A 14918-nucleotide genomic window follows, 5' to 3' on the forward strand; every position below is an offset into this window, starting at 1 on the left:
AAGCGCCCCGCCGCCGATCCCCCCACGGGTCGACGTACAGGGCGCTTCCCTTGTCCCGGAGCGGATTCCCCCCACGGGATCCGGCCGGGCGTCTGTGCGAAGCCGAAGCTCCGGTTGTCGCGCTGGTCGTACGTGTTCGGTTCGGATGCCGCCCGCGTTCCGCCGGGGTACGTACGGGAGGGCCGCTCAAGCTCCCCGGTGCACGTGCCCCGGCCAACGCTGGCCAGGAGTGTCCCCCAAGACACTCCGTCGGACGTCCCCCAAGACGTCCTTGGCATCGCACTCTAAGACCCTCGAACCCCTCAGATGGTTACCCCAAAAGCAGTGTGATCTAGATCTCGTTGTGGAAATTACGTGAAGGAGCGCAAGCGGAGGCTGTTCGTCACCACGAAGACGGACGAAAAAGCCATGGCCGCGCCCGCGATCATGGGGTTGAGCAGGCCGAACGCGGCGAGTGGCAGGGCGGCCACGTTGTAACCGAACGCCCAGAAGAGGTTGCCCCTGATGGTGGCGAGTGTGCGGCGGGAGAGCCGGATGGCGTCGGCGGCAACCTTGAGATCTCCACGAACGAGTGTCAGGTCGCTCGCCTCGATCGCGGCGTCCGTGCCCGTGCCCATCGCCAGGCCGAGGTCGGCGGTGGCGAGCGCGGCGGCGTCGTTGACGCCGTCGCCGACCATGGCGACCGAACGGCCCTCCGCCTGGAGCCTGCGGATCACGTCCACCTTCTCCTCGGGGAGCACCTCGGCGTAGACCTCGTCGATCCCGGTCGCACGGGCGACGGCGTCCGCCACTGCCCGGTTGTCCCCGGTGAGGAGCACGGGCCGCAGGCCCAGGGCGCGCAGTTCCGCGACGGCCGCCGCGCTGCTGTCCTTGATCGCGTCGGCGACTTCGAGGACCGCGCGGGCCTCGCCGTCCCAAGCCACCGCGATCGCCGTACGGCCCTGCTCCGCCGCTGCCGTCATCGCGGCGGCCAGGCCGCGCGGCAGCTCGATCCCGGCGTCGCTGAGCAGTTTCGGGCGACCGGCCAGTACCTGGTGGCCTTCGACGGTGCCACGGACGCCAAGGCCGGGGGCGTTGATGAAGTCTTCGGCAGTGGGGAGGGGTGCGCCGGTGCGCTGGAGTGCGCCTGTGGCGACGGCTTGGGCGATGGGGTGTTCGGAGGCGTGTTCGAGGGCGCCCGCGAGGCGCAGGACGTCGGTTTCGGTGGTGCCTTGGGCGGTGTGGACGGTGAGGAGGGTCATGCGGCCGGTGGTGACGGTGCCGGTCTTGTCGAGGACGATCGTGTCGACGCGGCGGGTGGTCTCCAGGACTTCGGGGCCTCTGATGAGGATGCCGAGCTGGGCGCCGCGTCCCGTGCCGACCATGAGGGCGGTGGGTGTGGCGAGTCCGAGGGCGCAGGGGCAGGCGATGATCAGTACGGCGACGGCGGCGGTGAACGCGGCCGTGGCGTCGTCCGTGAGCAGGAGCCACGTGACGAGGGTGCCCAGGGCGAGCAGAAGCACCACGGGCACGAAGACCGCGGAGATGCGGTCGGCGAGGCGCTGGGCGGCGGCCTTGCCGTTCTGGGCGTCCTCGACGAGCTTGGCCATCCTGGCGAGCTGGGTGTCGGCGCCGACCCGGGTGGCTTCGACGACGAGCCGGCCGCCCGCGTTGAGGGTGGCCCCGGTGACCGGGTCGCCCAGGGTCACGTCGACGGGGACGGACTCGCCGGTGAGCATCGAGGCGTCGACCGCCGACGAGCCCTCGACGACCGTGCCGTCGGTGGCGATCTTCTCGCCGGGCCGGACCAGGAAGCGGTCCCCGACGACGAGCCGGCCGACCGGGACGCGTACCTCCGTACCGTCCCTGAGCACGGCGACGTCCTTGGCGCCGAGATGCATCAGCGCGCGCAGTGCCGAACCGGCCTTCCGCTTGGAACGCGCCTCCAGATAGCGGCCCAGCAGGATGAACGTGATGACCCCCGACGCGACCTCCAGATAGATCGTCGATGCGGCGTCGGCGCGCGAGACGGTGAGATCGAAGCCGTGCCGCATGCCGGGCATTCCCGCGTCCCCGAAGAACAGGGCCCACAGCGACCAGCCGAACGCGGCGAGGGTGCCGATCGAGACGAGGGTGTCCATGGTGGCCGCGCCGTGCCGGAGGTTGGTCCAGGTGGCGCGGTGGAACGGCAGCCCGCCCCAGACGACGACGGGGGCGGCGAGCGTGAGGGAGAGCCAGGGCCAGTTGTCGAACTGGAGGGCCGGGACCATGGCGAGCAGGACGACGGGCAGGGAGAGCACGGCCGAGACGAGAAGGCGCTGCCGGAGTGCGTCGGGGGAAGCGGGGGAGCCGGTTTCCGCGGCTTCCCCGACTGCTCTGGCTTCCCCGGCTCCCGCGACTGCTCCGGCCTGGTCCGACGCCTCCGCTTCCGCCTCCCATGCGGCCGACGGTGGTGGCGCCGGGGCCGCGCGGGGTACGGGAAGGGCCGTGTAGCCGGTCTTCTCGACCACGGCGACGAGGTCCGCCACCTCGGTATCCGCGCCGAAGGAGATCCGGGCCTTCTCGGTCGCGTAGTTGACGGTGGCGGTGACACCGTCCATCCGGTTGAGCTTCTTCTCGATGCGGGCCGCGCACGAGGCGCAGGTCATGCCTCCGATCGCGAGCTCGGTCTCGGAGGATTCCGCAGCCGGGATATCGGCTGTCGTGGTGCTGACCATGTCCGAACTCCTGGGTCACGCGAATCGGGCCGTACCCTTCCAGTATCTGCTGGTGGGTTCCGGCCCGATGGCGTGGAGCGATGGTGTGCGACGGCGCGGTGGTGCGACGGCGCGGTGGCGCGAATGTGCCGCGCGGTGGTGCGATGGCGCCGCGCGGTGGGACTCGGCGGAGTCTCAGGCGCGGCCGACGAGCTCGTAGCCCGCCTCGTCGACGGCGGCGCGTACCGCCTCCTCGTCCAGCGGCGCCTGGGAGGCCACGGTCACCAGCCCGGTGGAGGCGACCGCCTTCACGGAGGTGACCCCGGCGATTCCGGAGATCTCCTCGGAGACGGCGCCTTCGCAGTGGCCGCAGGTCATCCCCTTGACCTCGTACACCGTGGTGACGGCGCCGGTCCCGGCGTCGGCCGCGCTGTCGTGGCAGGAGCCGGTGGGCGAGCAGCAGGAGCCGGTGGCGGCCTGGGGGGTCTCGGTCTCGGCGGTCATGGCGTTCTCCTCTTCGGCAAACACGGCTTGGCGTGACGTACGGGAACTCCGGCAGGGCCGGTGCGCCCTCACTTGCTCACACTATACCCCTAGGGGGTATGGAAGCGAGTCCCGGGGTCTCTGGGGCGGTCCAGTTCGCACGGGCTCCCGTGGCGCGGCTCCCAGGTGCCCAAATCCTATGCTTCACAACTTTTCGGGCACGCGGAGTCAGGGAGTGCCGATGCGCCGACCAGCGGTTCCAGATAGCGGAACAGGATTGTTTTGAGTTCCTTGACGTACGCGTCCCGTTCGTCACCCTCGTGGGCCATGATCAGGTCGAGTCCGGTCTTGAAGATGACGAAGGCCATGTTCGCGATGCGGCTGACCTGGCCGGCGGGGAGCTCGGTGAGGTAGCCGGCGAGGATCGACTCGACGCGGGTGAGCATCGTGGCGTGGACGGTGTCGTGTTCCTGGGTGATTACGCCGGGGATCTCCGAGCCGTGCATCAGGACGCTGAAGGCCGGGTTCTCGACGTTGAAGGTGATCAGCGGGTCGAGGATGGCGTCGAGCATCTCGTCGAGCGGAAGCTCGATGTGGCTGAGCACGAAGGCGGCGCCGTAGGTCTCCTGCCAACGGTTGAGGAGCCGGTCGCCCAGCTCGATGGCGATGGCCTCCTTGTTCGGGAAGAACTGATACAGCGTCCCCGGTGAGACGCCTGCCTCGCGGGCGATGGCGTTGGTGCTGGCCGCGGTGTAGCCGGTGCTGGAGAACACGTCGGCGGCGGCGTCGAGAAGCTGGGCGATACGGGCTTCGCCGCGGGCCTGGCGGCGGCGCGGACGGGTGGCGCCAGGGCTGCTGCCCGCCTTGGAGTCGCCTTCCCTCTTTGTGCCGCTCTTTGTGCCGCTCACTGTCGCGGGGCGCGCCGCCTTGGCGGCGTGCGCGGCCTCGTCGGCGTGCGCGGCCTCGTCGGCGTGCGCGGCCTCGTCGAGAGGTGCGGCCCTGTCGACTGGTGTGGGCTCGATGCCTTTCCCGGCTCCGGCATCCGACACGGTCTATCCCCAGCTCTCATGGTGCGGTTGACAAACGCGAGCGCTCACTCGCATTCTAAAGAAACGCGAGCGCTCACTCGTGTTTGCCAGTGTAAGTGGCAACGACCGACCCATGCTGCCCTGTGCTGCCCGGGTCTCGGTGAAGGGGACACCGCACCATGTCCGAAGTCAACAGTCCGAGGCGTGTCGGCGGCTGGACCCGCCTCGTCACCGCACGCCCCCGGTTCGCGCTGCTCGCGGCCCTTGTGATCACGGCTCTCGCCGTGTTCGCGGGCAGCGGGGTGGCCGAGCGGATGGGCAGCGGAGGCTGGGAGGCTCCCGATGCCGAGTCGGCCTATACGACCGAGGTGCTGGAGCACGAGTTCCCCGCTTCCCAGCCCAATCTGCTGCTGCTGATCAACGGCGGCGACGCCTCCGTCGACGACCCGGCGGTGGCTGGGGAGGCCGCCCGGCTCACCGAGCGCCTGGCAGGGGAGGAGGGGATCACGGGTGTCGGTTCGTACTGGCAGGCCAAGACGCCCGCGCTGCGCTCGGAGGACGGGCACGAAGCGATCATCGCGGCCCGGATCGAGGGCGACGAAACGGCCGCGGGCAAGATCCTCGACCGGATAGCTCCGGCGTTCCAGGGGGAGCACGGTCCGGTGGAGGTCTCCGTGGGCGGGCCCGTCGCCGTGCGCCACGAGATGCAGACGATCATCGAGGAGGACCTCCTGCGGGCCGAGCTCATCGCTCTGCCGGTGACGCTGGTCCTGCTGGTCATGGTCTTCGGCAGTGCGATCGCCGCCCTGCTGCCCCTGGGCGTCGGGATCGTGGCGATCATCGGCACCAACGCCGTCCTGCGCGGTCTCACGGAGTTCACCGATGTCTCGGTCTTCGCGCAGAACCTCACCACAGCCCTTGGGCTCGGACTCGCCATCGACTACGCCCTCTTCATCGTGCGCCGGTTCCGCGAGGAGCTGGCCACCGGGTCCGACCCCAGGACCGCGGTGGGCGCCACCCTGCGGACGGCGGGGCGTACGGTGCTCTTCTCCGCGCTGACCGTGGCGGTGTCCCTCGCCGCGATGCTGGTCTTCCCGCAGTACTTCCTGCGCTCCTTCGCCTATGCCGGAATCGCCGTCGTGCTGCTGGCCGCGGCCGCCGCGCTGATCCTGCTGCCGGCCGCACTGATGCTGCTCGGCCCCCGGGTCAACTCCCTGGACCTGCGCAAGCTGCTGCGCCGCCGCACCCGGAACACTCAGTCGGCCGACGAGCCCCTGGGCTCGGCCGGTTCGGATGGTCCGGTCCGATCTGACGGTTCTGGCCGTTCTGATGGTCCTGACGGTCCGGGCAAGGGATGGGGGCGGCTCGCGGCACTGGTGATGCGCAGGGCTCCCCTCTTCGCCGGTGTCACCACGGCCGGGCTCGTCCTGCTCGGTCTGCCGTTCCTCGGCGTGCAGTTCGGTACGGCGGACGACCGGCAACTGCCCGAGACAGCCGAGTCCCGGGTCGTGCAGGAGCACATCCGGGAGGGCTTCCCTGGCAGCCCCGGCGGCGGTCTCGAACTCCTCGCGACGGGGCAGGCGACCCCTGACCAGTACGCCGCACTGCGCGGCGACATCGCCGGACTCCCCGGCGTCCTGCGGGTCGACGGCCCGGTCGTCTCCGGCACGTACGCCTACTTCAGCGTGCTGCCGGAAGGGGAGATGGTGGGAGAGGAGGCCCAGCGCCTCGTCGAGGATCTCCGGGCCGTGCCCGCGCCCTTCGACACCTCGGTGTCCGGCGCGGCGGCCGTCCTCGTGGACTCGAAGGACGCCATCGCGGACCGGCTGCCCTGGGCGGTGGGCATCATCGTCGTGGTGACCCTGCTGCTGGTCTTCCTGCTCACCGGCAGCGTGCTGATTCCGCTCCAGGCGGTCGCGCTGAACGCGCTGAGCCTGACCGCGATGTTCGGTGCGGTGGTCTGGGTCTTCCAGGACGGGAATCTGTCCGGGCTGCTCTCCTTCACGAGCACCGGTGACATCGAAACGACACTGCCGGTACTGATGTTCTGCGTCGCCTTCGGACTCTCCATGGACTACGGCGTCTTCTTGATCTCCCGCATCAAGGAGGAGTACGACCGCAGTGGCGACCACGAGCACGCGGTGATCTTCGGGCTCCGGCACACCGGCGGGCTGATCACCGCGGCCGCGGTGATCCTGGCCGTGGTGATGGTCGCGATCGGCACCTCACGGGTGACCAACACCAAGATGCTGGGGCTGGGAATCGCGCTGGCGGTGCTCATGGACGCCATGGTGGTCCGCAGCCTTCTGGTGCCCTCGGTGATGAAGCTGATGGGCCGTGCCACCTGGTGGGCTCCGGCGCCGCTGCGGGCCTTCCACCGACGGTTCGGGGTGAGCGAAGGCGAATCGGCGCCGACGCCCCTTTCCCCGGGCGCTCCTTCCGCCTCGGGAGAGGTGCAGGAAGCGGAAGCGCGGGGGATATCCGAGTCCATGGAGAAGCGGGACAAGATCGGCAGCGACGCGTAGATTCGGCGCCTCCGAGCGCCGGACGGGCGACGGGCGGAGCCACCGGGACCACGGACGAGGCGCCGGACGAGGCGCCGGACGAGAGAGGGCGGATCCGATGCGGGCAGTGGTGTTCGAGGAATTCGGGCAGGAAGCCCGGCTGAGGGACGTGGCCGACCCCGCTCCCTCCGCCCAGGGAGTGGTGGTCCGGGTCGAGGCCACCGGACTGTGCCGCAGCGACTGGCACGGCTGGATGGGTCACGACCCGGACATCACCCTCCCGCACGTCCCCGGGCACGAACTGGCTGGCGTGGTCGAGGAAGTGGGCCGCGACGTCGCCGACTGGCGGCCGGGAGACCGGGTGACGGTGCCCTTCGTCTGTGCCTGTGGACGGTGGTGGGGGCGGATCCGGTCAGCCGCGTCGGCCGCGGTTGCCGGGGCGTGAGGCGACCCAGGCGCGGACCGTGTCCGCGTACCAGTAGGGCTTGCCGTTCTCCACATGATCGGGAGGTGGCAGCAGACCGTGCTTGCGATACGAGCGGATGGTGTCGGGCTGCACCTGGATGTGCGCGGCAATGTCCTTGTAGGACCAGAGACTTCTGTCCGTCATAGGTGACACCTCTCTGTACCGCAGCGGCGGCGGGGAGCCGTCGGGGGATGCGCGGCATGAACGCTGACGATCACTCGGACTGCGCTTGGTCAACGACGCAGAGTGACGAGCGGGGAGGGATGTCGGGCGCCTGTGACGGAAGACCCGCGTAACGGAGACAAGCGTGACAAGGGGGTGACAGTTGTGACAGAACGAGGTTAATGGGTACCTCGGAAATCTCGGGGGCTGCGAGGGCTGCCAGGGCTGCCAGGGCTGCCAGGGTCGCGAGGCCTGCGGGCGTCCCCGGGCGTTCCGCAGGAGCGGAGGAATTCCCGGGTGCGGCGGGCGATCGGGAGCGGCTTGTCGGGCGCGCAGGGGTACATGTCCTGTTCGACGATCGCGAACATATCGACGTCGAGCGTGCGGGCCGCCTCCAGGACCGGTTCCAGTGCCGGGACTCCGTGCGGCGGTTCGCACATCACTCCGCGGGCCACGGCCGGGCCGAACGGCACCTCGCCGGCGACGACTTCCGCGAGGATCGCGGGATCGACCTGCTTGAGGTGCAGATAGCCGATGCGCTCGCCGTAGGTCTCGATGAGCTTGACGCTGTCCCCTCCGCAGTACGCGTAGTGGCCGGTGTCCAGGCACAGCGAGACGAGGCCGGGGTCGGTGGCGTCGAGGAAGCGGCTGACGTTCTCCTCGGTGTCGATGTGGGTATCGGCGTGCGGGTGCACGACGATGCGCAGCCCGTACCGGTCCTGGACCTCGCGGCCGAGCCGCTCCGTCTGGGCGGTCAGATCACGCCACTGCGCGGCCGTGAGCGTGCGGTCCTCCAGGACCTCGCCGGTCTTGTCGTCGCGCCAGAACGACGGGATGACCACCAGGTGGTCCGCGCCCATGGCCCGGGTGAGGGCGGCGATGTCCGCGACATGTGCCCAGGTCCGGTCCCAGACCGCGGGGCCGTGGTGCAATCCGGTGAAGACGGTGCCCGCCGAGACCTGGAGCCCGCGGCGCTGGGTCTCCTCCGTCAGCCGGGCCGGGTCGACGGGGAGGTAGCCGTACGGTCCGAGCTCGATCCACTCGTAGCCGGCCTCGGAGACCTCGTCGAGGAAGCGCTGCCAGGGAACCTGCCGCTCGTCGTCGGGGAACCACACCCCCCACGAATCAGGTGCCGAGCCGATACGGATGCGGGCCGGAGAGGGTACGGAGGAGGTCATATCGCCCACCCTCCGGTCCTCGCCGAGGAGTGTCAAGAGTTCGTCCGAATGTCCGGACAAAATGTTGACAGGGTCCCGGGGGAGGGCTAGACCTGGGACCAGCCGTCCGGCCGCGGTCGAACCGTGGCGTGAAGGGATGCGTATGCCTGAGCCGTACGACGTGATCACCATGGGGCGGATCGGCGTGGACATCTACCCCTTGCAGACCGGGGTGCCGCTCGCCCGTGTCGAGACCTTCGGAAAGTTCCTCGGCGGTTCGCCGACCAACGTCGCCGTGGCGGCGGCTCGCCTCGGCCGGCGTACAGCCGTGATCACCCGGACCGGCCGGGATCCCTTCGGCAGCTATCTCCGGGAGCAGTTGAGGGAGTTCGGCGTGGACGACCGGTGGGTGACGGCCGTCGAGGAGTACCCCACCCCCGTCACCTTCTGCGAGATCTTCCCGCCGGATGACTTTCCCCTCTACTTCTACCGGCAGCCCCAGGCGCCCGACCTGGAGATCCATGGCGCGGAACTGGACCTGGACGCGATCCGTGCCGCCCGGGTGTTCTGGATGACGGGCACCGGACTCTGCGCCGAACCGAGCCGCACGGCCACCCTGGCCGCGCTCCGGGCCCGGAGCGAAGCCCTCGCCGCGCATCGGGCCGGCGGTGGCCCGGCCGCCGTCACCGTCTTCGATCTCGACTGGCGGCCCATGTTCTGGGACGGCGGTGACCACAGCACCGTGGCACCGGAGAGGTACCGCGAAGCGCTCGCCCACGCCACCGTGGCCGTCGGCAATCTCGACGAGTGCGAGATCGCCACCGGCGAGCGCGAACCGTACGCGGCCGCGCGCGCCCTGCTCGCGGCCGGAGTCGAACTGGCCGTCGTCAAACAGGGCCCCAAGGGGGTCCTGGCCGTGCATCGCGACGGCACCACGGCCGACGTGCCGCCCCTGCCCGTGGACGTCGTCAACGGACTGGGCGCGGGGGACTCCTTCGGCGGGGCGCTCTGCCACGGGCTGCTCGCCGGATGGACGACCGAGCACACCATGCGGTACGCGAACGCGGCCGGGGCTCTCGTCGCCTCCCGCCTGGCCTGCTCGTCCGCGATGCCGTATCCGGCAGAGGTCGAACAGGCCCTGGCCGACGGCGCCGTCATCACGACCGGAGCGACCCCATGACGCCCGCCGCCTCCTCCGCCTCCGAACTCGTCCGGCTGCGGGTGCACCACCCGGAGGCCGTCGCCGAAGCCGCCGCCCGGCGCCGCCGACGGCCCCTCGTCCCGCCCGGCGGCCGACTGATGATCATCGCCGCGGACCATCCGGCCCGCGGCTCCCTCGCCGTCGGTGACGACGGTCTCGCCATGGCCAACCGCTTCGAGCTCCTCGAACGGCTCTGCCTCGCCCTCTCCCGGCCCGGCGTCGACGGGGTTCTCGCCACCGCCGACATCCTCGACGACCTGCTGCTGCTCGGAGCCCTGGAGGGCAAGGTAGTCATCGGTTCCATGAACCGCGGCGGGCTCGCGGGCGCCTCCTTCGAGCTGGACGACCGGTTCACCGGCCACCGCCCCACCGATCTGGCCAGGCTCAACTTCGACGCGGGCAAACTGCTCCTCCGCATCGACTACGACGACCCGGGCTCCCTCGACACCCTGCACACCACGGCCCGCACCATCGACGACATGGCGGCGCACCAACTGCCGGTCTTCGTCGAGCCGTTCCTCTGCCGACGCGTCGGCGGCCGGCTCCGCAACGACCTGGGGGCGCCCGCCGTCACCCTCTCCATCGCCATCGCATCGGGGCTGGCGGGCACCTCCGCGTACACCTGGCTCAAGGTGCCCGTCACGGACGATCCCGAGGACATGGGCCAGGTGATGGAGACCTCCACCCTGCCGGCGGTGCTGCTCGGCGGTGAGGTCGGTGGCGATCTCGACGGCGCGTACGAGAAGTGGCGCGGCGCGCTGCGGCTGCCGTCCGTCCAGGGGCTCGTGGTGGGCCGTTCCTTGCTCTATCCGGCCGACGGTGATGTGGCCGGGGCGGTCGACACGGCCGTGGCACTGCTCTAGGAGGGCGTGGAAAGGGCATGGAAAGGACATGGAGATGACGACGAACGAGGACCGGCGGAGACACCGCACCCACCGCACCCACCGCCATCACCTTCCGGCCGGAAGTGCGGGGAGCGACGCCTACGCGCTCGATATCGACCCGGAGGGGGCCGGATGGGACCGGTCGAGCCTGCGTGTGCTCGAACTGGAGCCGGGTGGTGTTCACACCCTGGTAACCGGGGAGAGTGAATGGATCATTTTGCCGTTGACGGGTGGCTGTACGGTGCACACGGCAGGTGAGATCTTTGAACTGCTGGGCAGAGAAAGCGTGTTCAGCGGGGTGAGCGATTTCGCGTACCTACCGCGTGACGCCCACGCACAGATCGCCTCCGGCGCAGGAGGCCGTTTCGCCCTGGCAGGAGCGAAGTGCGAGCGACTACTCCCCGCTCGCTACGGCCCCGCGCCGGAGGTACCCGTCGAGCTGCGCGGCACCGGGAACTGCTCCCGGCAGGTGAACAACTTCGCCGCCGCCGACACCTTCGACTGCGACCGTCTCATCGCGGTGGAGGTCCTCACCCCGGGGGGCAACTGGTCCTCGTATCCGCCGCACAAGCACGACGAGCACCACCCCGGAGCCGAGTCCGTGCTCGAAGAGATCTACTACTTCGAGGTGGAGGAGGACGACCTCGCCTACCACCGGGTGTCACCGTCGCGGCCCGGCGGTACGGACGTCCTCGCCGAAGTGCGTACCGGCGACGCCGTCCTCATCCCCGACGGCTGGCACGGCCCGTCCATCGCCCCGCCCGGCCGCACCCTCTACTACCTGAACGTGATGGCGGGGCCGGGGGAGCAGCGCGAATGGCTGATCCGCGACCACCCCGACCACAGCTGGATCCGTGACACCTGGCCGGGCCGGCCCGTCGACCCCAGGCTCCCCCTCTACGGTCCGGAGGCCTCCCGATGACACCCGCACCCGGCGGAACCGGACCGGGTGTCCGGCGGCTGACGACCGCCCAGGCCCTCGTCGCCTTCCTCGCCCGCCAGTACACCGAGCGCGACGGCCACCGCCAGCGCCTGATCCACGCGACCTGGGGCATCTTCGGCCACGGCAACGTCGCCGGGATCGGCCAGGCGCTCACCGAGTCCGGGCCGGACGAGATGCCCTTCCTCCAGGGCCGCAACGAACAGGCCATGGTGCACGCGGCCGTGGGGTACGCGCGGCAGTCCGGCCGGCTCTCCACGCAGGCCGTCACCACCTCCATCGGCCCCGGTGCCACCAACCTCGTCACGGGCGCCGCGCTCGCGACGGTCAACCACCTGCCCGTGCTCCTCCTCCCCGGTGACACCTTCGCGGCCCGGCCCGCCGACCCCGTCCTGCAACAGCTCGAAGTGCCCTACGCGGGTGATGTCTCCGTCAACGACTGTCTGCGGCCGGTCTCCCGGTATTTCGACCGGATCAACCGCCCCGAGGCGCTCATCCCCGCCGCCCTCGCCGCGATGCGCGTCCTCACCGACCCGACGGCCACCGGCGCCGTGACCCTGGCGCTGCCGCAGGACGTGCAGGCGGAGGCGTTCGACTGGCCGGAGGAGTTCTTCCGGGAGCGGGTCTGGCACGTCCGCCGGCCCCGTCCCGAAGAGCGTGAACTGGACGCGGCGGCCGCTGCGATCAGGGAAAGCACCCGCCCGCTCGTCGTCGCGGGCGGCGGTGTCCGCCACAGCGGCGCCCAGGCGGCGCTGCGCGCCTACGTGGAGGCGACCGGCATCCCCGTCGCCTCCACGCAGGCGGGCAAGGGCTCCCTGCCCCATGACCACCCCTGCGACGTCGGCGGCATCGGACACACCGGCACCGCCACCGCCGACGAGCTCGCCCGCGCGGCCGACCTGGTGATCGGCGTCGGCACCCGCTACAGCGACTTCACCACCGCCTCCTCGACGCTCTTCGCCCCCACGGCCCGCTTCCTCAACATCAACATCGGCGCCTTCGACGCGCACAAACTCTCCGCGCTGACCGTGCTCGCCGACGCCCGCGCGGCACTCGAAGCCCTGCACGGCGCCCTGGACGCGGCTCCCTACCGCGTCGACGCCGCCTACGAAGCCGGATACGGCGCGGCCAAAACCCGGTGGGAGGAGCGGGTCACCGCCGCCTGCACCCCGGCGGACCCGTCGGCGCGCCCCACCCAGGCCCAGGTCCTCGGCGTACTCGACTCCCTGGTCACCGAGGACGACATCCTGATCAACGCCGCCGGTTCGCTCCCCGGCGACCTGCACAAACTCTGGCGGACCCGCTCCGCCGACCAGTACCACGTCGAGTACGGCTACTCCTGCATGGGATACGAGATCCCCGCCGCGATCGGAGTCCAGCTCGCCGCCCCCGGCCGTCCCGTCTGGGCACTCGTCGGCGACGGTACGTATCTCATGAACCCCACCGAGATCGTCACCGCGGTGCAGGAAGGGCTGCCCATCAAGGTCGTCATCCTCCAGAACCACGGCTACGCCTCCATCGGGGGCCTGTCCGAGTCCGTCGGGGGTGAGCGCTTCGGTACGGCCTACCGGCACCGGGCGGCCGACGGAACCTTCACCGGGCCGCCGCTCCCCGTCGATCTCGCGGCCAACGCGGCCTCCCTCGGAATGCGGGTCCTGTGCGCCGAGACCGTGACTGACCTGCGCGAAGCCCTCGCCGACGCCCGTGCCGCGGACCGTCCCACTTGTGTCTACGTCGAGACCGAAACGGCAGACACTGTGTCGGGGCCCCCTCCGGCACAGGCGTGGTGGGATGTTCCGGTAGCCGAAACCGCGACCCGCCCGTCGGCGGTCAAGGCCAGAGAAGAGTACGAACGCCACGTCGCAGCCCGACGCCGCCACCTCTGAAGGAGCACGTAGTCATGACGAAGACCGTCAACCACTGGATCGGCGGCAAGAGCGTCGAGGGCACGTCGGGTAATTTCGGACCGGTCACCGACCCCGCCACCGGCGCCGTCACCACGAAGGTCGCGCTCGCCTCGCTCGACGAGGTGGACGCCGCGGTCGCCGCCGCGAAGGCCGCGTACCAGACGTGGGGCACGTCCTCCCTCTCCGCGCGTACGGCGGTCCTCTTCCGCTACCGCGCACTGCTCGACGCCCACCGCGACGACATCGCCGCGCTGATCACCGCCGAGCACGGCAAGGTGCACTCGGACGCGCTCGGTGAGGTCGCCCGCGGCCTGGAGATCGTGGAGCTGGCCTGCGGAATCACCACCCAGCTCAAGGGTGAGCTGTCCACCCAGGTCTCCAGCCGGGTCGATGTCTCCTCGATCCGCCAGTCGATCGGTGTCGTCGCCGGCATCACCCCGTTCAACTTCCCGGCCATGGTGCCGATGTGGATGTTCCCGCTCGCCATCGCCTGCGGCAACACCTTCATCCTGAAGCCCAGCGAGAAGGACCCCTCGGCCGCCAACCTGCTGGCCGAGCTGGCCGCCGAGGCCGGTCTGCCGGACGGCGTGCTCAACGTCCTGCACGGCGACAAGGTCGCCGTCGACGGGCTGCTGAACCACCCCGACGTCGCCGCGGTCTCCTTCGTGGGCTCCACCCCGATCGCCCGCTACATCCACACCACCGCCTCCACCAACGGCAAGCGCGTCCAGGCGCTCGGCGGCGCCAAGAACCACATGCTGGTCCTGCCCGACGCTGACCTGGACGCGGCGGCCGACGCCGCGGTCTCGGCGGCGTACGGCTCCGCCGGTGAGCGCTGCATGGCGATCTCCGCCGTTGTCGCCGTCAGCTCCATCGCGGACGAGCTCGTCGCCAAGATCAAGGAGCGGGCCGAGAAGATCAAGATCGGCCCCGGCAACGACCCCGCCTCCGAGATGGGCCCGCTGATCACCGCGGCCCACCGCGACAAGGTCGCCTCCTACGTCACGGGCGCGGCGGCCCAGGGCGCGGACGTCGTCCTCGACGGCACCGGCCACACGGTCGAGGGATTCGAGGACGGCCACTGGATCGGCCTGTCCCTGCTCGACAACGTGTCCACGGACTCCGACGCGTACAAGGACGAGATCTTCGGCCCGGTCCTGTGCGTCCTGCGCGTCGACACGTACGACGAAGGCGTGGCGCTGATGAACGCCTCGCCGTTCGGCAACGGCACCGCGATCTTCACCCGCGACGGCGGCGCCGCCCGGCGCTTCCAGCTGGAGATCGAGTGCGGCATGGTCGGCGTCAACGTGCCGATCCCGGTGCCGGTCGGCTACCACTCCTTCGGTGGCTGGAAGGACTCGCTCTTCGGCGACCACCACATCTACGGCAACGACGGTGTGCACTTCTACACCCGCGGCAAGGTCGTCACGACCCGCTGGCCCGACCCGGCGGACGCCCCCTCCGGCGTCGACCTGGGCTTCCCCCGCAACCACTGATCGGTACCTCTGATC

Annotated in this window: 11 protein-coding genes and 1 pseudogene; 7 read left to right on the forward strand and 5 right to left on the reverse strand. The window is 70.4% G+C overall.

Translation table 11 applies throughout. From position 1 onward, the window contains the following. Nucleotides 1–350: 350 nt before the first annotated feature. The 3 genes from F0344_RS23580 to F0344_RS23590 form a co-directional block, all read right to left on the reverse strand. The gene (locus tag F0344_RS23580; RefSeq protein ID WP_185300696.1) at nucleotides 351–2696 is read right to left on the reverse strand and encodes a heavy metal translocating P-type ATPase; all 2346 of its coding nucleotides are present in this window, start codon (nucleotides 2694–2696) and stop codon (nucleotides 351–353) included. 174 nt (nucleotides 2697–2870) lie between these two features. Beyond that, on the reverse strand, nucleotides 2871–3179 hold the full coding sequence (locus tag F0344_RS23585; protein WP_185300697.1) for a heavy-metal-associated domain-containing protein: 309 nt from the start codon (nucleotides 3177–3179) through the stop codon (nucleotides 2871–2873). 176 nt (nucleotides 3180–3355) lie between these two features. Then, nucleotides 3356–4066: a TetR/AcrR family transcriptional regulator gene (locus tag F0344_RS23590; RefSeq protein ID WP_185302853.1), complete on the reverse strand. Its 711-nt coding sequence runs from the start codon at nucleotides 4064–4066 to the stop codon at nucleotides 3356–3358. A gap of 299 nt (nucleotides 4067–4365) precedes the next feature. On the opposite strand from F0344_RS23590, the gene F0344_RS23595 reads away from it, so the two are divergent. Next, nucleotides 4366–6711, forward strand: a complete 2346-nt coding sequence (locus tag F0344_RS23595; protein WP_185300698.1) for an MMPL family transporter — start codon at nucleotides 4366–4368, stop codon at nucleotides 6709–6711. A gap of 97 nt (nucleotides 6712–6808) precedes the next feature. Next, nucleotides 6809–7081: pseudogene (locus F0344_RS23600) on the forward strand (alcohol dehydrogenase catalytic domain-containing protein); the annotation flags it as partial. 21 nt (nucleotides 7082–7102) lie between these two features. Here the strand turns inward: F0344_RS23600 and F0344_RS23605 are convergent. Next, complete coding sequence (locus F0344_RS23605; protein ID WP_185300699.1) at nucleotides 7103–7300, reverse strand: helix-turn-helix transcriptional regulator; 198 nt, start codon at nucleotides 7298–7300, stop codon at nucleotides 7103–7105. A gap of 197 nt (nucleotides 7301–7497) precedes the next feature. Next, a complete protein-coding gene (locus F0344_RS23610; protein WP_185300700.1) occupies nucleotides 7498–8496 on the reverse strand; it encodes a sugar phosphate isomerase/epimerase family protein in 999 nt (332 codons plus the stop codon). 142 nt (nucleotides 8497–8638) lie between these two features. Between F0344_RS23610 and iolC the strand changes: the two genes are divergently transcribed. Genes iolC through mmsA form a run of 5 tightly spaced genes read left to right on the forward strand, consistent with a single transcriptional unit; the run spans nucleotide 8639 to nucleotide 14903 of the window. Then, nucleotides 8639–9655: a 5-dehydro-2-deoxygluconokinase gene (gene iolC, locus F0344_RS23615; protein ID WP_185300701.1), complete on the forward strand. Its 1017-nt coding sequence runs from the start codon at nucleotides 8639–8641 to the stop codon at nucleotides 9653–9655. Beyond that, complete coding sequence (locus F0344_RS23620; RefSeq protein ID WP_185300702.1) at nucleotides 9652–10539, forward strand: Cgl0159 family (beta/alpha)8-fold protein; 888 nt, start codon at nucleotides 9652–9654, stop codon at nucleotides 10537–10539. Before iolC ends, F0344_RS23620 begins: the two co-directional genes overlap by 4 nt. A gap of 28 nt (nucleotides 10540–10567) precedes the next feature. Further along, nucleotides 10568–11482, forward strand: a complete 915-nt coding sequence (gene iolB, locus F0344_RS23625; protein WP_374940113.1) for a 5-deoxy-glucuronate isomerase — start codon at nucleotides 10568–10570, stop codon at nucleotides 11480–11482. Continuing rightward, complete coding sequence (iolD, locus tag F0344_RS23630; RefSeq protein ID WP_185300704.1) at nucleotides 11479–13386, forward strand: 3D-(3,5/4)-trihydroxycyclohexane-1,2-dione acylhydrolase (decyclizing); 1908 nt, start codon at nucleotides 11479–11481, stop codon at nucleotides 13384–13386. The genes iolB and iolD overlap by 4 nt, the downstream gene beginning before the upstream one ends. A 14-nt stretch (nucleotides 13387–13400) precedes the next feature. After that, nucleotides 13401–14903, forward strand: a complete 1503-nt coding sequence (gene mmsA, locus F0344_RS23635) for a CoA-acylating methylmalonate-semialdehyde dehydrogenase (RefSeq protein WP_185300705.1) — start codon at nucleotides 13401–13403, stop codon at nucleotides 14901–14903. The last annotated feature ends 15 nt before the right edge of the window (nucleotides 14904–14918 follow it).

This window comes from Streptomyces finlayi (assembly GCF_014216315.1).
Classification (GTDB): Bacteria; Actinomycetota; Actinomycetes; order Streptomycetales; family Streptomycetaceae; genus Streptomyces; species Streptomyces finlayi_A.